Annotated in this window: 16 protein-coding genes; 4 read left to right on the top strand and 12 right to left on the bottom strand. The window is 72.8% G+C overall.

Annotated elements, in window-relative coordinates; translation table 11 throughout:
• Positions 1 to 109: 109 nt before the first annotated feature.
• Genes ntrC through dusB form a run of 3 tightly spaced genes read right to left on the bottom strand, consistent with a single transcriptional unit; the run spans position 110 to position 3,708 of the window.
• On the bottom strand, positions 110 to 1,558 hold the full coding sequence (gene ntrC / locus ABL310_RS10445; protein WP_349371613.1) for a nitrogen regulation protein NR(I): 1,449 nt from the start codon (positions 1,556 to 1,558) through the stop codon (positions 110 to 112).
• Between the two features lie 33 nt (positions 1,559 to 1,591).
• On the bottom strand, positions 1,592 to 2,686 hold the full coding sequence (locus ABL310_RS10440) for an ATP-binding protein (protein ID WP_349371612.1): 1,095 nt from the start codon (positions 2,684 to 2,686) through the stop codon (positions 1,592 to 1,594).
• Positions 2,683 to 3,708 (bottom strand): tRNA dihydrouridine synthase DusB, encoded by a 1,026-nt coding sequence (dusB, locus tag ABL310_RS10435; protein WP_349371611.1) that lies wholly within the window; start codon positions 3,706 to 3,708, stop codon positions 2,683 to 2,685. The genes ABL310_RS10440 and dusB overlap by 4 nt, the downstream gene beginning before the upstream one ends.
• Positions 3,709 to 3,858: 150 nt before the next feature.
• Here dusB and ABL310_RS10430 point away from each other — a divergent pair, with 150 nt between their 5' ends.
• Both ABL310_RS10430 and ABL310_RS10425 read left to right on the top strand, forming a co-directional pair.
• Positions 3,859 to 5,058, top strand: a complete 1,200-nt coding sequence (locus tag ABL310_RS10430) for a bifunctional 2-C-methyl-D-erythritol 4-phosphate cytidylyltransferase/2-C-methyl-D-erythritol 2,4-cyclodiphosphate synthase (protein WP_349371610.1) — start codon at positions 3,859 to 3,861, stop codon at positions 5,056 to 5,058.
• 14 nt (positions 5,059 to 5,072) lie between these two features.
• Complete coding sequence (locus ABL310_RS10425; protein ID WP_349372037.1) at positions 5,073 to 5,555, top strand: nicotinamide-nucleotide amidohydrolase family protein; 483 nt, start codon at positions 5,073 to 5,075, stop codon at positions 5,553 to 5,555.
• A 130-nt stretch (positions 5,556 to 5,685) separates the two neighbouring features.
• Here the strand turns inward: ABL310_RS10425 and recA are convergent, their stop codons facing one another.
• From recA to flgB, 8 genes are all read right to left on the bottom strand, one after another.
• Entirely contained in the window at positions 5,686 to 6,777 is a 1,092-nt protein-coding gene (recA, locus tag ABL310_RS10420; RefSeq protein WP_349371609.1) for a recombinase RecA, read from the bottom strand.
• A 320-nt stretch (positions 6,778 to 7,097) separates the two neighbouring features.
• Positions 7,098 to 9,629: a cell cycle histidine kinase CckA gene (gene cckA, locus ABL310_RS10415; RefSeq protein ID WP_349371608.1), complete on the bottom strand. Its 2,532-nt coding sequence runs from the start codon at positions 9,627 to 9,629 to the stop codon at positions 7,098 to 7,100.
• A 28-nt stretch (positions 9,630 to 9,657) separates the two neighbouring features.
• Positions 9,658 to 10,725: a flagellar biosynthesis protein FlhB gene (gene flhB, locus ABL310_RS10410; protein WP_349371607.1), complete on the bottom strand. Its 1,068-nt coding sequence runs from the start codon at positions 10,723 to 10,725 to the stop codon at positions 9,658 to 9,660.
• A 10-nt stretch (positions 10,726 to 10,735) separates the two neighbouring features.
• Positions 10,736 to 11,497: a flagellar biosynthetic protein FliR gene (gene fliR / locus ABL310_RS10405; protein WP_349371606.1), complete on the bottom strand. Its 762-nt coding sequence runs from the start codon at positions 11,495 to 11,497 to the stop codon at positions 10,736 to 10,738.
• A 65-nt stretch (positions 11,498 to 11,562) separates the two neighbouring features.
• A complete protein-coding gene (locus ABL310_RS10400; protein ID WP_349371605.1) occupies positions 11,563 to 11,829 on the bottom strand; it encodes a flagellar biosynthetic protein FliQ in 267 nt (88 codons plus the stop codon).
• A gap of 45 nt (positions 11,830 to 11,874) precedes the next feature.
• Positions 11,875 to 12,201, bottom strand: coding sequence for a flagellar hook-basal body complex protein FliE (locus ABL310_RS10395; RefSeq protein ID WP_349371604.1), 327 nt, complete (start codon positions 12,199 to 12,201; stop codon positions 11,875 to 11,877).
• A 22-nt stretch (positions 12,202 to 12,223) separates the two neighbouring features.
• Entirely contained in the window at positions 12,224 to 12,634 is a 411-nt protein-coding gene (gene flgC, locus ABL310_RS10390; RefSeq protein WP_349371603.1) for a flagellar basal body rod protein FlgC, read from the bottom strand.
• 16 nt (positions 12,635 to 12,650) lie between these two features.
• Positions 12,651 to 13,052: a flagellar basal body rod protein FlgB gene (flgB, locus tag ABL310_RS10385; RefSeq protein ID WP_349371602.1), complete on the bottom strand. Its 402-nt coding sequence runs from the start codon at positions 13,050 to 13,052 to the stop codon at positions 12,651 to 12,653.
• A 265-nt stretch (positions 13,053 to 13,317) separates the two neighbouring features.
• On the opposite strand from flgB, the gene ABL310_RS10380 reads away from it, so the two are divergent.
• Together ABL310_RS10380 and fliP are read left to right on the top strand one after the other, a co-directional pair.
• On the top strand, positions 13,318 to 15,309 hold the full coding sequence (locus ABL310_RS10380; RefSeq protein ID WP_349371601.1) for a hypothetical protein: 1,992 nt from the start codon (positions 13,318 to 13,320) through the stop codon (positions 15,307 to 15,309).
• Positions 15,310 to 15,404: 95 nt separating this feature from the next.
• Entirely contained in the window at positions 15,405 to 16,202 is a 798-nt protein-coding gene (gene fliP / locus ABL310_RS10375) for a flagellar type III secretion system pore protein FliP (protein ID WP_349371600.1), read from the top strand.
• A gap of 6 nt (positions 16,203 to 16,208) precedes the next feature.
• On the opposite strand, the gene ABL310_RS10370 is transcribed toward fliP, so the two are convergent.
• The gene (locus tag ABL310_RS10370; RefSeq protein ID WP_349371599.1) at positions 16,209 to 19,727 is read right to left on the bottom strand and encodes a hypothetical protein; all 3,519 of its coding nucleotides are present in this window, start codon (positions 19,725 to 19,727) and stop codon (positions 16,209 to 16,211) included.
• Positions 19,728 to 19,842 lie beyond the last annotated feature (115 nt).

The following is a 19,842-nucleotide window of genomic DNA, read 5'->3' as shown; positions in this document are numbered from 1 at the left end:
GCCCCCGCCCCGATTCGCCCGTTTGCGCTGATGCGTTCACACAACAGTGTGGCGAAACTAATACACTGCCGACGGGGAAGCGAAAGGGGGGCGTGGCGAGCCGCCGCCGTCAGCGGCTCGTGCGGATCACCGGCAGGTCGAGGTCGCGGACCTTCTTGCGCAAGGTGTTGCGATTGAGGCCGAGGAGCTCGGCGGCGCGGATCTGGTTGCCGCGGGTGGCGGTGAGCGCGGCGGCGATGAGCGGCCCCTCCACCTCGCGCAGGATGCGGTGATAGAGCCCCGGCGGCGGCAGCGTATCGCGGAAGTTCGAGAAATAGCGGGTGAGGTGGCGCTCCACCGACCCGGAGAGCGTCTCCGGCGCCTCCGCGCCGTCGCCCCCCGCGGCCACGGGCGACTCGATCGGGCGCACGTCGAGCTCGCCCTCGATGATCGGCGCGGTGATCGTGTCCTGCGGATAGAGCGCGGCGAGGCGGCGGATCAGGTTCTCGAGCTCGCGCACGTTCCCCGGCCAGCGGTAGCGCTTGAGACGGTCCATCGCCTCGGAATCCATCTGCTTGCGGGCGAGGCCTTCCTTCTCGATCTGGGCGAAGAAGTGCCTGGCGAGGTCGGGAATGTCCTCGACGCGCTCGCGCAGCGGCGGCAGGCGCAGGGGCACGACGTTGAGGCGGAAGAACAGGTCCTCGCGGAAGAGCCCCTGCTGGATCGAGATGCGCAGGTCCTTGTTGGTGGCGGCGACGATGCGCACGTTGGTCTTGATCGGCGTGCGCCCGCCCACCGTCGTGTACTCGCCCTGCTGGAGCACGCGCAGGAGCCGCGTCTGCGCCTCCATCGGCATGTCGCCGATCTCGTCGAGGAAGAGCGTGCCCCCCTCGGCCTGCTCGAAGCGCCCGGCCGAGCGGGCGGTGGCGCCGGTGAAGGCGCCCTTCTCGTGGCCGAAGAGCTCCGATTCGATCAGGTCCCGCGGGATCGCCGCCATGTTGACCGCGACGAAGGGGCCGGAGCGGCGCTTGCCGTAATCGTGCAGCGCGCGGGCGACGAGCTCCTTGCCGGTGCCGCTCTCGCCCGTGATCATCACGGTGAGGTCGGTCGGCATCAGCCGCGCCAGCGCCCGGTAGATCTCCTGCATGGCCGGCGAGCGGCCCACCAGCGGGATGTCCTCCCCCTCCCCGTCGGCCGAGGAGACGGGCCCGCGCGGACGCGAGAGCGCGCGGCCGACGACGGCCACGAGCTCCTTCAGGTCGAAGGGCTTGGGCAGGTACTCGTAGGCGCCGCGCTCGGAGGCCTTGATCGCGGTCATGAACGTGTTCTGGGCGCTCATGACGATGATCGGCAATTCCGGCCGCAGCCGCTTGATCCGCGGCAGCAGGTCGAAGGCGTTCTCGTCGGGCATCACCACGTCGGTGATGATGATGTCGCCGTCCCCCTGCGCCACCCAGCGCCACAGCGTCGCCGCGTTGGAGGTGGAGCGCACCTCGTAGCCGGCCCGGGACAGCGCCTGGTTCAGCACGGTGCGGATGGCGGCGTCGTCGTCGGCGAGGAGGATGTGTCCGCTGGGCATGGATCGCACTCTCGGGGATGGGTCGTTAACGCGTCACGAGCCGCGCCCGTCCTCGGCGGCGTGCATCGGCAGGAGCATGCGGAACGTGGTCTTGCGCGGCGCGGGATCGCACTCGACGATCCCGCCGTGGTCGCCCACGATCTTGGCCACCAATGCAAGTCCGAGGCCAGAGCCGTTGGCCTTGGTGGTCACGAACGGGTCGAACAGGTCGGAGACGAGCTCCTGGGGAATGCCCGGCCCATTGTCGCGCACCGCGATCTCGATGGGGAGCGAGACGCGCTCCGCCGAGCCCGGCACGGCGAGGCGCACGCCGGTGCGGAAGGCGGTCGAGAGCACGATCTCGCCCTCGAGCGCGTCCGGGCCGATGGCCTCGGCCGCGTTCTTCACGAGATTGAGCACCACCTGGATGAGCTGGTCGCGGTTGGCGAGCACATGCGGGATCGAGGGGTCGTAGCTCTCGATGATCCGCAAATGGCGCGCGAAGCTCATCTGCGCGAGGCGCTTCACGTGGTCGAGCACGCTGTGCACGTTGACCGGCGCACGCTCGACGGGGCGCTGGTCCCCGAACAACTCGACGCGCTCGACGAGCTTCACGATTCGGTCCGCCTCGTCGCAGATGAGGCGCGTGAGCAGCCGGTCGTCGTCGGCGGCGGATTGCTCGAGCAGCTGCGCCGCGCCGCGGATCCCGGAGAGCGGGTTCTTGATCTCGTGGGCCAGCATGGCGCCGAGCGCGGTCACCGAGCGCGCCGCGGTGCGGTGGGTGAGCTGGCGGTTCATCTTGTCGGCGATGGTGCGCTCCTGGATCATCAGCACCACGACCTCGGGCGCTTCCGCCATCGGCGAGGCGAACACGTCGACGATGCGCTCGAGGCCGAGCCGCGGGCCGCCGATGTCGACCCGGTACTCGCTGACCGAGACGCCGCGGCGGCGCACCTCCTCGATCAGGCTCAGGACCGGCGACCCGAAGGGGATGAAATCGCTCAGCTTCTGGCGCTGGAGGACGCGCTGGCTCGCCTCCAGGAAGGCTTCCGCCGCCGCGTTGACGGCGAGGATGACTTGATCCGGGCCGACGGTGAGGACCGGCAGCGGCAGGGCGTTCATCACCGCCTCGGACGTGGGGGTTCTCATGCGGCGTCTCGGAGGGGATGGGCGTAGGTGGCCTCGATCAGGCGGACGACCTCGGCGGGGTCCTCGCTCGTGACGAGACGGGACCGGAGCGGATCGGGCAGCGCGAAGCCGTCCGTGCGGGCGTGATCGGCGAAGGCGGCGAGGTGCTTGCGGGCGTGGCGCACGGCCATGGCGCGGCCGTAGAGGGCGAGGAGCCCCTGGTAATGGGCGCGCATGGCGGCGACCTTCTCCGCCGGCGCGGGCTCCTCCGCGGGCAGGCCCGCGAGGGCCGCGCCGATCGTGGCGACGAGCCAGGGCCGGCCGAGCGCGGCGCGGCCCACCATCACGGCGTCGGCGCCGGAACGGGCGAGGCAGGCGCGCGCGTTGTCCAGGCTCGCGACGTCGCCGTTGGCGACCAGCGGCAGGCGCGTCGCCTCGCGCACGGGCCGGATCGCATCCCAATCGGCGACGCCCTTGTAGAATTGCCGGCGCGTGCGGCCGTGAACGGTGATCGCCCGCGCGCCCGCGGCCTCCGCCCGGCGGGCGAGCTCCGGGGCGTTCATCGAGGCCTCGTCCCAGCCGAGCCGCATCTTGACGGTCACCGGCACGGCCACCGCGGCGACGGTGGCCTCGATCAGCGTGGTCGCGTGGTCGAGGTCGCGCATCAGCGCCGAGCCCGCCCAGCCGCCGGTGACGCGCTTGGCCGGGCAGCCCATGTTGATGTCGACGATACCCGCCCCGTTCGCCTCGGCGAGGCGCGCGGCCTCCGCCATCCAGCGCGCGTCGCAGCCGGCGAGCTGGACCACGTGGGGCGAGACGCCCTCCCCTTCGGCGCGCAGCCGCGTCTCCTCGTCGCCGTTCACGAAGTCGTCCGAGGCGACCATCTCGGAGACGACGAGGCCCGCGCCGAAGCCGGCCGCGATCCGGCGCAGGTGCACGTCGGTGACACCGGACATGGGCGCGAGCACGGCGCGACGGGGGATCGGCACGGGACCGATACGCCAGGCGGCGGCATTCGCGGGAGAGATCGAAGCGGGGCTCATGGTCGGGCGACTCGTCATTCTGCTCAACAATTAGACAAGCCCGCCAAATTGGCAAGCCTGGGCATGCGCGATCGGACGGGACGGCGCCGATTGCCTCTCGCGGCGGCATTCTCTATCACCGCGATCGTGACAGCCGATCGAGGAAACCGCGTGTCCCAGAGGCCCCGCATCGCCGCCCTGATCGTCGCCGCGGGTCGCGGCTCGCGCGCCGGAGCGGGCGATCCGAAGCAGTACCGGCTCGTCGGCGGCGAGAGCGTGCTCGGCCGGGTGCTCGCGCTCTTCGGCGCGCATGAGACGATCGACCGCATCCTGACGGTGACGCACGCCGACGATTCGGACTTCTACGCCCGAATCGTCGCCGGGCTCGCTCCCGCGGCGCGGGCGAAGCTCGTCGCGCCGGCGCAGGGCGGCGCGACGCGGCAGATCTCGGTGGCGAACGGCCTCGCCCGCCTGGCCGAGGTCGGGGCGCCGGACATCGTCCTCGTCCACGACGCGGCGCGCCCCTTCCTGACGCCGGCCCTGATCGACCGCGCGATCGCCGCCGCCCGCGAGACCGGCGCGGCGATCCCCGGCGTCGCCGTGGTCGATACGATCAAGCGCGTCGACGAGAGCGGACGCGTCGTCGAGACGCCGCCGCGCGCCAGCCTGCGCGCCGTGCAGACGCCCCAGGCCTTCGCCTTCGCGGCGCTGCGGGACGCGCACGAGGCGGCGCGGGCGGCGGGGCGCGACGACTTCACCGACGACGGCGCGCTGATGGAATGGGCGCACCACCCCGTTCACGTCTTCGACGGCGAGCCGGGCAACCTGAAGCTCACCCGGCCGGAGGATTTCGCCGCCGGGACCGGCACGGAGAGCGGCATGATCACGCGCATGGGCACGGGCTTCGACGTCCACGCCTTCACGCAAGGCGACCACGTCTGGCTGGGCGGCGTGCGCATCGCCCACGAGCGGGGCGTGCTCGCCCATTCGGACGGAGACGTCGCGCTGCACGCCCTGACCGACGCCCTGCTCGGCGCTCTCGCGGAGGGCGACATCGGCACCCATTTCCCGCCCTCCGATCCCCGCTGGAAGAGCGCCTCCTCCGACCGGTTTCTCGCTTTCGCCGCCGAGCGCGTGCGCGCCCGCGGCGGCGTGATCGACCTCCTCGACGTGACGATCCTGGCGGAAGCGCCGAAGGTCGGCGCGCATCGCGAGGCCATGCGCGAGGCGATCGCGCGCGCCGCCGACGTTCCGGTCTCGCGCGTCTCGATCAAGGCCACGACGACGGAGAAGCTCGGCTTCACCGGCCGCCAGGAGGGGCTCGCGGCGCAGGCGGCGGCGACCATACGGCTTCCGGAGGACGCGGCGTGATCTTTCCCGACGAGATGCGCGATCGCGCCACCGCGCTGCTCGACGCCTACAAGACCGCGGGGCTGACGATCGCGACCGCCGAAAGCTGCACGGGCGGGCTGATCGCAGGGCTGCTCACCGATATCCCGGGCTCGTCCTCGGTGGTGGAGCGCGGCTTCGTGACCTATTCCAACGAGGCGAAGAGCGAATGCCTCGGCGTGTCGGCCGACACCCTCCTCGCGCACGGCGCCGTGAGCGAGGCGACGGCGCGCGCCATGGCCGAGGGTGCGCTCGCGGCCTCGCGCGCCGACGTCGCGGTGTCCGTCACGGGGATCGCCGGACCCGGCGGCGGCTCGGCCGAGAAGCCGGTGGGCCTCGTCCACCTCGCCTGCGCGAGGCGCGGCGGCGAGACGCGTCACCGCGTCGTGCGCTACGGCGACCTCGGCCGCTCCATGGTGCGCCTGCGCACGGTGGCCGATGCGCTCGACCTGCTCGAGGACGCGTTGCCCGGAAGCTGACCGGCGACCGGCGGCGGGCGACCGGCAGGGCCGACCGAGCGGCCTCACGCAGCGGCCTCAGGCCGTCGCGGCCGACGCGCCCGCTCCGGATGCCCCGGCCGCGCGCTCCGCCCTGGAGCGCGCGCCGCGATCAGGCCTCGCCCTCGTCGAGATCCTCCGCCGTCGGCGTCGCCTCGTCCAGGATGCGATCGGCGAGCACGCCGGAATTCTGGCGGATGGCGGTCTCGATGCGCTGGGCGACGTCGGGATTGTCCTTCAGGAAGGTCTTGGCGTTCTCCCGGCCCTGACCGAGCCGCTGGCTGTCGTAGGAGAACCAGGCGCCGGACTTCTCGACGATGCCGCCCTTCACCCCGAGATCGAGCAGCTCGCCGACCTTGGAGATCCCCTCGCCGTACATGATGTCGAACTCGACCTGCTTGAACGGCGGGGCGACCTTGTTCTTGACGACCTTGACGCGCACCTGGTTGCCGATCGCCTCGTCGCGGTCCTTGAGCGTCGAGGTGCGGCGGATGTCGAGGCGCACCGAGGCGTAGAACTTGAGCGCGTTGCCGCCCGTCGTGGTCTCGGGCGAGCCGTACATGACGCCGATCTTCATGCGGATCTGGTTGATGAAGATCACCATGGTCTTCGAGCGCGAGATCGAGCCCGTGAGCTTGCGCAGGGCCTGCGACATCAGGCGCGCCTGCAGCCCCGGCTGCACCTCGCCCATCTCGCCCTCGATCTCCGCGCGCGGCGTGAGCGCCGCCACCGAATCGACCACGAGCACGTCCACCGCGCCGGAGCGCACCAGCGTGTCGGTGATCTCGAGCGCCTGCTCGCCGGTGTCCGGCTGGGAGATCAGCAGGTCGTCGAGATTGACGCCGAGCTTCCTCGCATAGACCGGATCGAGCGCGTGCTCGGCGTCGACGAAGGCGCACACGCCGCCCTTCTTCTGCGCCTCGGCGATCGTGTGGAGCGCGAGCGTCGTCTTGCCCGAGGATTCGGGCCCGTAGATCTCGACGATCCGCCCGCGCGGCAGGCCGCCGACGCCGAGCGCGACGTCGAGCCCGAGCGAGCCCGTGGAGACGGTCTCGATCTCGACGGGCTGCTGGTTCTTGCCCATCCGCATGATCGAGCCCTTGCCGAAGGCGCGCTCGATCTGGGAGAGCGCCGCGTCGAGCGCCTTCGTCTTGTCCTTGTCCATGGAGGAACCTTCCACCAGCCTCAGCGAGGTCTGAGCCATATCGCGAATCCCTTATTGCACGGGGTGGAGACGAATCTCAACGCGGCGTCGACACCACCAAAGTACCCGATTTGTTCCCCCATGCAAGCACTAAAACGAAATGAGAACGAGAAAGGCCCGTTCATGCGCGGGCGCGCTCCGCGCCGGCGCGAGGCCGGGCCCGCGCGCGCGTTTCGGGCTCGCCGCTTGCGCACAGGCAAGGTCCGGGAGGGCGGGGCGCGACGCGGTCCCGCGCGTCTCGCCGCCTCCCGCATCCACAGGAAAGGCGTCCGCCGCGACGCTTGCGCGCAGGCCGCCGCCGGGAGCCCGCCGGCCGCCCGTCAGCGCGCCATCGTCTCCTTCACCGTCTCGACCAGCTGCTTCAAGGTGAAGGGCTTGGGCAGGAAGGCGAAGTCCTCGCCCTCGGGCAGGTTCTTCTTGAAGGCGTCCTCGGCGTAGCCGGAGACGAACACGACCTTGAGGTCGGGACGGGTCTTGCGCAATTCGCGCAGGAGCGAGGGCCCGTCCATCTCGGGCATCACCACGTCGGAGACGACGAGGTCGACCGGCGTCTCCGCCTCCTCGATCACCTCGAGCGCCTCGACGCCCGAGGCCGCCTCGAGCACGGTGTAGCCGCGGGCGGTGAGGGCGCGGGCGTTGACGGCCCGCACGGGGTCCTCGTCCTCGACGAGGAGGACGACGCCCTGGCCCGTGAGGTCGGCGGCGGGGCGCTTGTAGACGTCCAGGCGCTCGGCGGCGACCTCGGCGGAGGTCTGCACGTGGCGCGGCAGGTAGACCTTGAAGGACGCGCCCTCCCCCGGCTTCGAATCGACGTAGACGAAGCCGTTCGACTGCTTGACGATGCCGAACACGGTCGAGAGGCCGAGCCCGGTGCCCTTGCCGATCTCCTTGGTGGTGAAGAAGGGCTCGAAGATCTTGTCGATCACCGCGGGCGGGATGCCGGTGCCGGTGTCGGCGACCTCGATGAGCACGTAGTCCGCCGCCGGCATGCCTCGGCGCTCGAGCCGGCCGGCCTCCTCGGCGGCGACGTTGGCCGTGCGGATGGTGAGCCGGCCGCCGTCGGGCATGGCGTCGCGGGCGTTGACGGCGAGGTTGATGACCACCTGCTCGAGCTGGTGCACGTCCGCCTTGATCGGCCACAGGTCGCGCCCGTGGCGCAGGTCGAGCTCCACGCGCTCGCCCAAGAGGCGCTTGAGCAGCATCGTCAGGTCGGACATGGTCTCGCCGAGATCGAGCACCTCCGGCCGCAGCGTCTGGCGCCGCGAGAAGGCGAGCAGCTGCCGCACCAGGCTCGCGGCCCGGTTCGCGTTCTGCTTGATCTGCATGATGTCCTGGAAGGCGGGATCGGTCGGCCGATGGTTCGCCAGAAGCAGGTCCGAGTAGCCGATGATGGCCTGGAGCACGTTGTTGAAGTCGTGCGCGACGCCGCCGGCGAGCTGGCCCACGGCCTGCATCTTCTGCGCCTGGGCGAACTGCGTCTCGAGCTGGCGCTGCTCGGTGGTCTCGAGCGCGTAGACGATCGCCGCCTCGCCCTCCCCGTCGCTCTCGCTCACGGGGCTCGTCCAGATCCGGGCGGACCGCTCGCTCGGACCGGCGACCGTGATCTCCACGGGCTCGGCCGCGCGGGATTCGCCGGCCGCGTCGAGAGCGCCGGCGAGCGCCTCGCGGTCGCGCTCGAGCACGCGGTCGAGCAGGCTCGGCTCCTCGCCCCCGGGCTCGGCGCGGGGCATCGTCCCGAACAGCCGCACGAAGGGGGCGTTGGCGCGCAGGATGCGCCCGTCGCGCCCGAGCGTCGCGATCGCGATGGGGGTATTGTTGAAGAAGCGCGCGAAGCGCACCTCCGCCGCCCGCTGGGCGTCGGCCGAGCTCTCCTCGCCGGCGGAGCGGTTCAGCACGAGGGTGCGGGAGGCGCCGCGCTCGCCGTCCATGCCGAAGGCGACCCGGTGGTAGAGGCGCGCCGGCAGCGCCTGCCCGCCGCGCCGCAGCATGTCGATGTCGAAGCTCTCGGTGCGCACCTCGCCCGGCGCGCCGTCGACGGACGCGAGCAGCGTCGCCACGTCGCCGGGCACCATGTCGTCGAGCGCGAGGCCGCCGGAGCCGACCTTGGCGAGGTCGTGATCGAGCCAGGCGGCGAGCGTCGCGTTCATGTAGGCGACGGAGCCGTCGGGCTCGACGGAGAAGAAGCCGGCGGGCGCGTGATCCAGGTAGTCGATGGCGTGCTGGAGCTCCTGGAAGACGTTCTCGTGGCGCTCGCGCTCGTGCGTCACGTCGGCGATGGACCAGAGCACGGCGGGCTTGCCGCCGGGACGCGGCAGCGGGCGCACGCGCACGCGGTACCAGCCGTAATCGGCGCGCCCGCCGAGCGCCGGCGAGAGGCGGATCTCCTCGGCGAGCGCCCGCTCCTCGCGGGCGGCCTGGGCGAGCCGGTAGATCGCCTCGGACACTTCCGGCGCGCCGACGAAGAGCCGCTCGACGGTGCGCACGTCCGAGAGGTCCCCCGCGCCCGCGAACGAGAGATAGGCCTCGTTGGCGTAGGCGATGCGCCCGTCGGCCTCCACGGCGACGAGGCCCTCCGAGGAGGTGTCCGCCATGGCCTTGGTCAGGTCGTTGCGCGCGCCCTGCCCCGCGAAGTGCAGCGCGCCGATGGCGTAGGCGGTGACGAAGAACACGCCGGCCATGGCGAGCAGCGCGAGCAGCGCCGTGATCAGCGGCTGGGCCTGCTCGCTCGTGAAGAAGGAGAGGCCGAAGAACGCCGCCGGCAGGACGAGCGCGAGCGCGACCAGGAGCCAGATGCTCCCCGGCCTGTCGGTGCGCTCCACCGCGCGGAGGGGCTTGTCGCTCGTCTGAGCCATGGCAGTCATCGCCTGTCAACTCTCTCGCTTATGCCCGACGGCGCTTGAGCCGCAAGACGTAACCGATCACTTCCGCCACGGCGGCGTAATGTTCCACGGGGATTTCACGGTCGATCTCCACGGTCGCGTGGAGGGCGCGGGCCAGCGGCGGGTTCTCGACGATGGGAACGTCGTGCTCGCGCGCCTTCTCGCGAATCTTGAGGGCGAGGGCGTCGACGCCCTTCGCCACGCAGACGGGCGCCGGCATGCCGCGCTCGTATCTCAGCGCGACCGCGTAGTGCGTCGGGTTGGTGACGATCACCGTCGCCTCCGGCACGGCGGCCATCATCCGTCGGCGGGCGCGCTCGATGCGGATCTGGCGGACCTTCGCCTTCACCTCCGGCGAGCCTTCGGTCTGCTTGAACTCCTCCTTGATCTCCCGCCGCGTCATGCGCTGGCGCTTGAGCCAGGAGAAGCGCTGGTAGAGCGCGTCGCCGATCGCGACGAAGAAGAACAGCGCCAGGACGCCGCCCAGCAGCTTCACCGAGAGGTCCTTGACCTCGACGAACAGCAGCGAGGGCTCCATCTGCACGAGCGTGTCGATGCGCGCGCGCTCGGCCCAGAGGATCGCGGCCACCAGCGCGCCGATGATGGCGATCTTGAGCAGGCCCTTGGCGAAGTTGACGAGCGCCTCCATGCCGAAGACGCGCTTGAAGCCCGAGACCGGGTTGATGCGCTCGAGCTTCGGGGTGAGCGGCTCGACGGTCCACAGCGGCCGGTGCTGGATGCCGCCGCCGATCAGGCCGGCGACGAGGAAGATGCCGAAGGGCGCCGCGAGCGCGATCAGGATCATCACCAAGGCCTCGCGCATGACGAAGAGGTGGCCCGCGCCCTCGCTCACCTGGTGCGCGTTGGCGAAGAAGCCGGTCATGCCCTCGAGCAGGCGCTCGGCGGTGAAGCCGGACGTCATCATCGCCGCGAGCGCGAAGCCGCCGAGCACGAACAGCGTCGTGATCTCCTGGCTCTTGGCGACCTCGCCCTTCTCGATGGCCTGATCCAGCTTTCGCTGGGTCGGCTCTTCCGTGCGATCGTCCTGCTCGGTGCTCTCGTCGGCCACGGGCGCGCTCCTAGAGGCCGGAGATGAGGGAGAGGAAGGCGCGCAGGTCGCCGAGGAAGACGCTCATCATCACGCCGACCACGACGAGCAGCACGAGGAAGCCGCCGAGGATGGTCGCCGGCAGCGCCAGGAAGAAGACCTGCAGCTGCGGCATCAGCCGCGAGAGCACGCCGAGCCCGAGATTGAACAGGATGGCGAAGACGATGAAGGGCGCCGAGATCTGCACGGCGAGCGCGAATCCGCGGCCCACGGCCTCGATGCCGAGCCGCGCGACGTCTCCGGCCTCGGGCAGCCCGCCGGGCGGAAGCATGTCGTAGCTCGCCCGCACGGCGGCGATGGCGAGGTGATGCAGGTCGGTGGCGAAGATCAGCGTGATGCCGAGCAGCGAGAGAAAGTTGCCGACCGCCGTCTGCTGGCCGCCCATGGTGGGGTCGACGGTCATGGCGAAGCCGAGGCCCATCTGCTGGGCGATGATGGTGCCGGCCGTCTGCAGGGCGCCGATCACCATGCGCACCGCGAGCCCGAGAATGAGCCCGACCAGGATCTCGGAGAGGAGCAGCGCCACGGTGGGGGCGCCCGGCAGGCCGTTCTCGGACGCGACGAGCGGTCTCACCGCGGGATAGACCACGATGGTGAGCAGAACCGCGAAGGCGAGGCGCACGCGCGGCGAGATCAGCTGCTCGCCGATGCCCGGCAGGAGCATGACGAGCGTGCCCACCCGCGCGAAGGCGAGGAGGAAGGTCGAGGCCGTCTCGGGCGAAAGCAGCTCCATGCGCGGCGACGGTATGCGATTCGCGCGTCCCGCGCGCGCCGCGACGAGAGCCCCCGCGCCGGCCATCATCCGCCCGCGACGATGCGTTCGGCGACGCGGGTCATGTAGCCGGCGAGCGCGTCGCTCATCAGGGGGAGCATGATCAGCAGCGACGCGAAGACCGCGATGATCTTCGGCACGAAGACCAGGGTCTGCTCCTGGAGCTGGGTGAGCGCCTGCAGCAGCGAGATCGCGAGGCCCACGGCCAGCGCGATCAGCATCACCGGCGCCCCCACCTTGAAGAAGGTCATGATGCCGTCGCGGGCGATGTCGAGGATGGCCATGCCGGTCATGGGGCGTCGTTTCTCTCGTTGCTGTGACGTGCGGGCGCGCCGATCTCAGATCGGCATGCGCATGATTTCCTCGTAGGCCTGGATCACGCGGTCGCGCACGGCGACGAGCGTGTTGAGCGCGGCCTCGCTCTCGGCGACGGCGGTGACGACGTCGACGACGTCGGCGCGGCCCGCGGCGGCGGCCGCAGCCTGCGCCTCGGCGGCCTGGCCCGCCTCGGCCACGGAGCCGACCGCGCCCTGGAGCATGGCCGAGAAATCCGGGCGCTCGCCCCCGGCGCCGCCGAGGCGGCCGGCGGCGTTGGGCTGCCCGAGCCCCTGCGAGAGGCCCTGGACCGAGGCGTAGGCGTTTGCGGCGAAGAGGTTGCTGGACATGGTTCGCCCTCCGTCTCAGGCGTCACGCGCGCAGGATGTCGATGGTGCGCGAGAGCATGCGGCGCGTCGCGTTCACGAGGTTCAGGTTCGCCTCGTAGCTGCGCTGCGCCTCGCGCATGTCCATCGATTCGACCAGCGAGGAGACGTTGGGCAGCTGCACCTGCCCCTCCTCGTCGGCGGCGGGATGGCCCGGGTCGAACCGGGTGCGGAACTCGCTCTGGTCTTCAACGACCCGACCGAGCGCGACCGTTCGCACGCCCAGCTCGCGGTCGAGCTTCTCGACGAAGGTCGGGACGCGGCGGCGATACGGGTCGACCCCGGGCTGGGACGCGGTGGAATCGGCGTTGGCGAGGTTCTCGGCGATGATCCGCATGCGGCCGGACTGGGCCTTGAGGCCCGACGCCGCGACCGCGATCGTCTTCAGGAAGTCCATGGTCGCGCTCCTTCACTCAGCGCCGGCCGACGGCCGTGCGCAGCATCGCCAGGCTCTTCTCGTAGAGCGAGGCGGCGAGCTGGTAGTCCGCCTGGTTCTGGGCGACCTTCAGCATCTCCTCCTCGAGATTGACCGCGTTGCCCGAGGGCCGCGTCTCGAAGCGCAGGGCGTCCGTCTCGGACACGCCGCGGGCGGGCCCGCCCGCGGCGGCGAGATGCATCGGGCTCGTGCGCGCGGGCTCGAGCCGCTGCGCCACGGCGCGGCCGTCCGCGCCGAAGCGGGGCTCGGCGACGTCGCGGGGCGCGAAGCCCGGCGTGTCGGCGTTGGCGACGTTCTCCGCGAGCAGCTTCTGGCGCGCCTGATGCCAGTGCAGGCGCGTCTTCAGCATCTCGATGAGCGGTAGCCCGGCTGCGCTCATGTCTCGCTCCTTCGACGGTCGGCGTGTCGGCGCTCGGCCCGATTCCGGCCGCGCCTTGGGCAAAAATTGCCGCCAGGATGGTTAACGGCGCGTTAAGGGGAGGACCGTCATCGGTGGTTCCCTGTTAACCGCTCGATGGTTATGGTGCGACCCGCGCTCGCGGGCGCGAAACGGTAGACGCGCCTCCGGCCGGCGCGCGGCGGCTTTCCGGCCGGCGCGCAGCACCGCCGGCGACGCCGTTCAGTAGAGAGCGCGAAGACCTGCCATGCTCGGCTTCGAGAACACGTCCCTCATCCAGTACCTGATCGCCTTCGCCGTCGTGATGGGGCTCCTCGCCCTGTTCGCCTGGCTCGCGCCGCGCCTTCTCGGGCGCCGGGTCGGCGGCCAGGGGCTCGCTTCCGGCAAGGCCAAGCAGCCGCGCCTCGGCATCGTCGACGTCTACGATCTCGACCGCCAGCGTCAGCTCGTCCTCCTGCGCCGCGACGGCGTCGAGCACCTGCTGCTGATCGGTGGGCCCAACGACGTCGTGGTCGAGACCGGCATCGGCCGCGCCCCGCCGCGCCCGATGCAGCGTCCAGGCGGCGCCCAGGCCCCGGCAGGCCCGGCCCAGGCCCCGGCAGGCCCGGCCCAGGCCCCGGCAGGCGCCGCCCAGGCCCCGGCAGGCGCGCCGGCTCCGGCTCCCCTCGCGGCGGCGCCCCCCGCGACGCCGGTTCCGCCGCAGCCTCCGCAGCCGGCCGTGGCCGGGCCGATCGGCGAGCCCGTCCGGGCCGCCGAAGCGCGCGCCGCCTACGTGCCGACGCCCGAGGAGGCGCGGGACCGCAGCCGTGTCTCGGACGCGGCCGTCGCCGCGCAGGCGCCCGAGGTGGTGCTGCCGGAGGCGCCCGAGGCGGCCGCGCCGACACCGCCGCCCGCACCGGAAGCGCCTCGCCCCCTCACCGAGCGTCCTTCTCTCGAGCGGCCTCCGCTGGAGCGGCCTTCGCCCGCCGCCCCGGCGCGGGCCGCGCCTCCCGCACCGCCGACGCCCCCCGCTCCCCAACCCGCCGTCGCGCCCGAGCCGCCGCCTCCGCCGCCCCGCCGGGGGCTGATGGATCTCGCCCGGGCCGCGACGGGCGTCGCGACGCCGTCGCGCTCGCGCGCCACTCCCACCCTGCCGCCGGAGCCGGCGCCGGATGCGCCCACGCGCCGCGAGCCGCGCTTCGAGGGGCCGCCCCAGCGCCCCGCCGCGCCCCCGTCGCCGCCGACGCCGACGCCTCCGGCTCCGCCGCCGCGAGCGACGCCCGAGCCCGCCGCGCCCGAGGACGCGGCGGTCCTCTCCGACATGGCGCGCCAGCTCGAGGAGGCGCTGAAGCGGCCGCTGCCGCCCGGCGCGCAGCCGCGCCGCCCGGCGTCCGAGGCCACGCCCGCCGAGGCGAAATCGACGGCGCGCGCGGCGCAGCGGGAGGGGGCCGGCTCGGAATTCGATTTCGCGAGCCTCCTGCGCCGTCCCGCCGAGGCGCGCGGCCCGCAGGCGGGCGAGACGCAGCCCGCCGAGCCGCCCCCGCGCGCGGCCGGGCCGATCGCGCCGGCGCCGCCGATCCCGCCCGCGCCGCCGCCGCCCGTCGAGGCGCCGGCTGGTCCGGAGCCGAGCCCGGAGCCGACGCCGGAGACGCCCCGCGAGCCTCCCGCGCCGGAGCCGGCGCGCAACGAGCGCGTCGAGGCGGAGCGGATCGCGGCCGACGCCGCCCTGGCGCGCTTCGGGGCCGACGAGCCGTCGGGCGAGCCGGTCCGGACCGAGCCGCCGCGCTTCAGCATGGAGCCCGAGGAGAGCCTGGACACCGGGCCCGAGTCGCCGGCCGATGCGGAGATCGTGCCCCAGGCCGAGCCCTCCGCCGCCGAGCCCGAGCCGGTGGAGGTCGAGCCGGTGGAGGCCGCCGAGCCGGAGGCCGCCGAGCCGGAGCCCGTCGAGCCCGAGCCCGTCGAGCCCGAGCCGGAGCCCGAGCCGGAGCCCGTCGAGCCCGAACGCGAGCCCGAGCCGGAACCGGCGGAGCCGCCGGCGCTGCGTCGCGCGCAGGAGACGGCGGCGGCTCCGCCGCCGGCTCCGGAGGAAGCCGGCGCCGCCGAGGCGGAACCCGACCCGGAGCCGGAGCCCGAACCCGAGACCGCGCGCGAGCCGGAGAAGCCGGCGGCGAAGCCCATCGACCCGTTCTCGGTGGAGGAGATCGAGGCCGAGTTCGCCCGCCTGCTCGGCCGGGCGCCGGGGAGCGACAACAAGACCTGATCTTGTCCAGAGCCTAGGCGGCGGCGCGGCTTGCGTCGCCGCCGTCGATTGCGCAGCGTCGCGAACGTGGCGGCAATCGGCGAATCACCAGGGACATGACAGGCTTCGACCTCGGCGCGACGGTGCGCACCCTGCGTCGCAGGGCTCGGCCCCGCCTTGCGGCGGCCGGCCTCGCTGCGGCGCTCGCGCTCGTTTTGGCGCTCGTGGCCGAGCCGGCGCTCGCGCAGTCGATCACCCTCGATCTCGGCGAGGGCGACGGCGTCACCGAGCGCGCGCTGCAGCTCGTCGCGCTGATCACGGTCCTCGCGCTCGCGCCCTCAATCCTGGTGATGATCACCTCGTTCACCCGGATCGTCGTCGTGCTCTCGCTGCTGCGTTCGGCCATCGGCACGCAGACGGCGCCGCCCAACGGCGTGATCATCTCGCTCGCCCTGTTCCTCACCGCCTTCGTGATGGCGCCGACGCTGCGCGAATCCTATCAGGCGGGGATCGAACCTCTGCTGGCGAACGAGATCGCGGCGGAGGAGGCGTTCGAGCGCGGCATCGCGCCGTTCCGGACCTTCATGCTCGCCCATGTCCGCGAGCGGGATCTCGAGCTCTTCGTGCGGCTCTCGAACGAGCCCGTTCCCGCCACGCCCGAGGAGCTCGGGCTGCACGTGCTGGTGCCCGCCTTCATGATCTCGGAGCTGCGCCGGGCCTTCGAGATCGGCTTCCTGCTCTTCGTGCCCTTCCTCATCATCGACCTCGTGGTCGCGTCGATCCTGATGTCGGTGGGCATGATGATGCTGCCGCCGATCACGGTCTCGCTGCCGTTCAAGCTGATCTTCTTCGTGCTGGTGGACGGCTGGAGCCTGGTGGCGGGCTCGCTCGTGCAGAGCTACGGCGGCGGATAGCCGCGGTCAGAGCACGCTGCGGCCGTCGTCGAGGCGCGCTTCCGGAGCGGGCGCCTCGGCGGGCGGCTCGGCGGCGGGCGGCTCGGGCTCCGGCGCGGGATCGACCACGATCGCCGGCGCCACCGAGAGCGCCTCGTCCGGGTAGCGCGCCTCGAGCGCGGCGAGGAAGTCGGCGAGCGTGTCCTCGTTGGAGATCGCGCGCGCCGCGTCGCGGAAGGCGGCCGTCGCGAGCGCGTCCGGGTCGCCCAGGAGGGCGAAGGCGTCGGCGGAGGCGGAGGCCATCATCTTGTCGGCGAACTTGGCCTTGAGCCGGTCGAGACCGATCTCGTCCTGGCCGAGCGTGAAGGCGAGCGCCGCGCGCAGGACGTCGGTACGCTCGCGCGCCGTCAGCTCGCGATCGTCCTGCCAGCTGGTGCCGGCGAGCGCCTCGTGGGCCTCCCCCGCCTCGCGCCAGCGCCGGCCGGTCCACCAGATGTCGGCGCGCAGCCGATCGATCTCGGGCCCCCGCTCCGCCGCGATCACCTCGAGCGCGAGATCCGTGCGCGAGAGATCGGACAGCGCCCGGGCCTCGATGAGGTTGCGCATCCGGCGCACCGACCGCGGCAGCTCGGCGATCCGGGTGCCCTCGATCGTGCGCAGGGCGTCGGCGGGATGGCGGTTCATGAGGTGGATGGTCGCGAGCCGCGCGGCCACGGCGGCGCGCCCGGCGCCCTCGAGCCGGTTCTCGACCTGGTGGGCCAGGAGCTCGGCCGCCTTGTCGAGGAGGCCGAGCGCCACCAGCCGGTCGGCGAGGCGTCGCACGATCTCGTCGCCGCGCCGCCCGACGGGCAGGAATTCCTTGAAGTCGAAGAACAACGCCAGCGTCTCGACCTCGTCGAGATCGCCGTCGCGCCCCTCGAGAAAGAGCTGGTCGAAGGCGCGCGCCGTCTCCTCGTGCAGCGCGAGCGTGGTCGGGTGGTCGGGGTAGATCAGGTTGGCGGAATGCGCGGTGAAGAAGGCCTCGCGCCACCGGTTCTCCGCGGCGTAGAGACGCCCGAGCAGGCCCATTGCGGCGATCTCGACATCGCCTCCGCGCCAGGCGATGCCGAGCCGCTCGAGCGCCGCGATGGCGTCGGACGGCGTGATCTCGCCCAGCGCGAGGCCCAGCTCGATGCGGGCGAGCTCCGCCTCGGCGGCGATGGGACGGGACGCCTCCTCGGCGAGGCGCGTGAGCTCGGCATACGCGAAATCGGTGCGCCCGGTCTCCTTGTCGACGAGCGCGCGCAGGAGATCCACCTCCTCGGTGGGGACGGCGCCCGGATGCAGCATGGCGATGTCCGAGAGCTGATCGTCGGCATAGCCGAAATCGCGCATGCCGATGGCGGCCCGCGTCGCCGCGAGGCGCATGCGGCCCTGCAGGTCGTCGGCGTAGAGGTCCATCATCCGCCCGGCCCGGCGGAAGCCCGCATGCGCCGCCTGCCAGCGCTCGCGCTTCGCATCGACGTAGGCCTGCCAGAGAACGGCCTCCGGCTTGTCCGCGAGCGCCACGCTCGAGAGCAGCGCCTCCGCTTCCTCGTAGCGCCGGCGGCTCGCGGCGAGGATCGCGTCCAGCAGCTGCACGCGGGTGCTCTCGGCGAGCTCGGGATCTTCCTGGAGGGCGTAGCGGAACACGCCCGCGGCCTCCACCGCGAGGCCGTTGGCGAGAAGCGCCACCGTCATGTCGAGGCGTTCGGCGCTGCGCTCGCGGGCGGGGGCGTCGACGACGGCCGTGAGCCGCTCGCGGTAGCTGTGCAGCACCGAGCCGCGCTGAGCCTCCATCCACGCCTCGCGCGGCAGGACCGGATCGATCGGGGGCTGCCCGCCTCGTTCGCTCTCGAGATCGGGCAAGGCGATCGAGAGCCCGTCGCCACGGGTGACGTGGACGCCGTCGAGATCGGCGCGCACGACGACGTCGTCGGCGAGCGCCGCGACGACGATGCCGTGCGCCGTCGGCAGCAGCTCCAGCTCGGCGAACCGGCGGGTCGCGGGCGTGTTGCGCGCGGGCGCCGGCGCGGTGACGACGGCGAGCCGCTCGCCGCCCTCGTGCAGGCGCATCCAGTGCACGCCGGTGGCGTCGAGGAGGTCGAGCGCGAGCGCGCTGCGGCCCGCGTCATCGACGACCGAGCCGACCGCGACGGGTTCGGGCGCGGCCGCGGCCGGGGCGCCGATGGACAGCGCCCAGCGACCGTTCTCGGGCGCCAGACGCGCGACGCGCGCCTCCGGAAGGCGCAGGCGCGCGGTGACGAAGGGTCCCTCGCGCACGATCTCCTCGACCACGGCGTAGTCGCCGGCGGGGCCGGCGAGATCCGGCCGGTGCAGCGTCCGAGGGGTCTGGAAGACGACGATCACGGAGCCGGCGCGGGCGAAGGCGGCGGCGGGGGTCGTCGCCTCGAACGGAAAGGCGATGCGCAGGCCGTCCTCGTCGACGCCGACCGTGGGAGGGAGATCGCCGGCCGGCGCCGGCGCGGGGTCTGCGCTGGGCTCCTCGGCGGTGGGCTCTTCGGCGCGCGCGACCGCAGGGGTTGGCGCCGGAACGGGCGCGGTCGCGGTGTCCGGCGCCGGAGAGGCGGCCTCCGATGCGCTCGAATCGCGGCGCGGGGGCGGCGTCGGCGCGGTCGGCGGCGGGGCGGCCCGGTCGTTGCCGGGCAGGAACGGCACGAGGCCGAGCGCCGCGCGCACCGGGTCCGCGCCGCCGGCCGCCGCGGTCTCGCCGCGCGGCTCGATGTCGAGCACGAAGCCGTCCGCCTCCTGGAAGCCGCGGGCGCCGTAGCCCTCCTCCAGCACCACGCGCACGTAGAGCGCCTCGCCGGTGTCGTCCTCCTCGACGGCCGCGATCCCGGGGACGGCGGCGAGCGGACGCTCGGGATCGAGGGCGAGGCGCGCGTCGAACAGGAGCGCGATGCGACGGTCCTCGCTGCGCGCCTCGACGGGCACGCCGGCGGGCGTCGCGAAGACCAGTCGCGAGAGGCCCGGAAGCTCGGCGACGCGCACCGGCATCGCGACCGGCTCGCCGGCGCGGCGCTGGGCCTGCTCGGCGGCGAAGCGCGCCTCCGCCTCGCGGGCGCGCCGGGCGAGCTCGGCGACGACGTCCTCCGGCAGGCCCGGCGGCAGGCCGCGCCAGGCCTCGGGCAGGAGATCGATGAAGACGATCTCGCCGGCGGGCAGGACGCTCGCCGTGAAGTTCTGCGACAGCGCCATGCGCAGGCCCGTCCCGTCCGGGTCGCGGCGCACGATGGAGACGTAGGAGGGGATCTCCTCCGCGATCCGCTCGCGGGCGATCGAGACGGGCTCGTCGAAGCCGATCACCAGGACGCCGTTCTCGGACCGGGCGGAGACCGCGACGGGCCGCTGGAAATCGAGGCGGATGCGGCCGTAGCCCGGCTCCTGGCTCGCGCGGGCCTGCGCCCAGGGGCGCTCCGACGGCCTCTCCTGGCCGAAAGCCGGCTGCGGGAGCGCCAGAGCGAGTGCGAGCGGGGAGACGCCCGCGAGGGCGAGCGCGAGCGCCACGCTCGGGCCGGACAGCCTCGCCCGGCGGAATCGCGATTCGGATCGATGCACGCGCAAAACGCCGACGCCTCCGCGGCGCAAACCGCGCGCCGCGCGATCTTTGTAAAGCGTCGCG

This window comes from Salinarimonas sp. (genome assembly GCF_040111675.1).
GTDB lineage: Bacteria > Pseudomonadota > Alphaproteobacteria > Rhizobiales > Beijerinckiaceae > Salinarimonas.
This window is presented reverse-complemented; position numbering and strand designations above follow the sequence as displayed.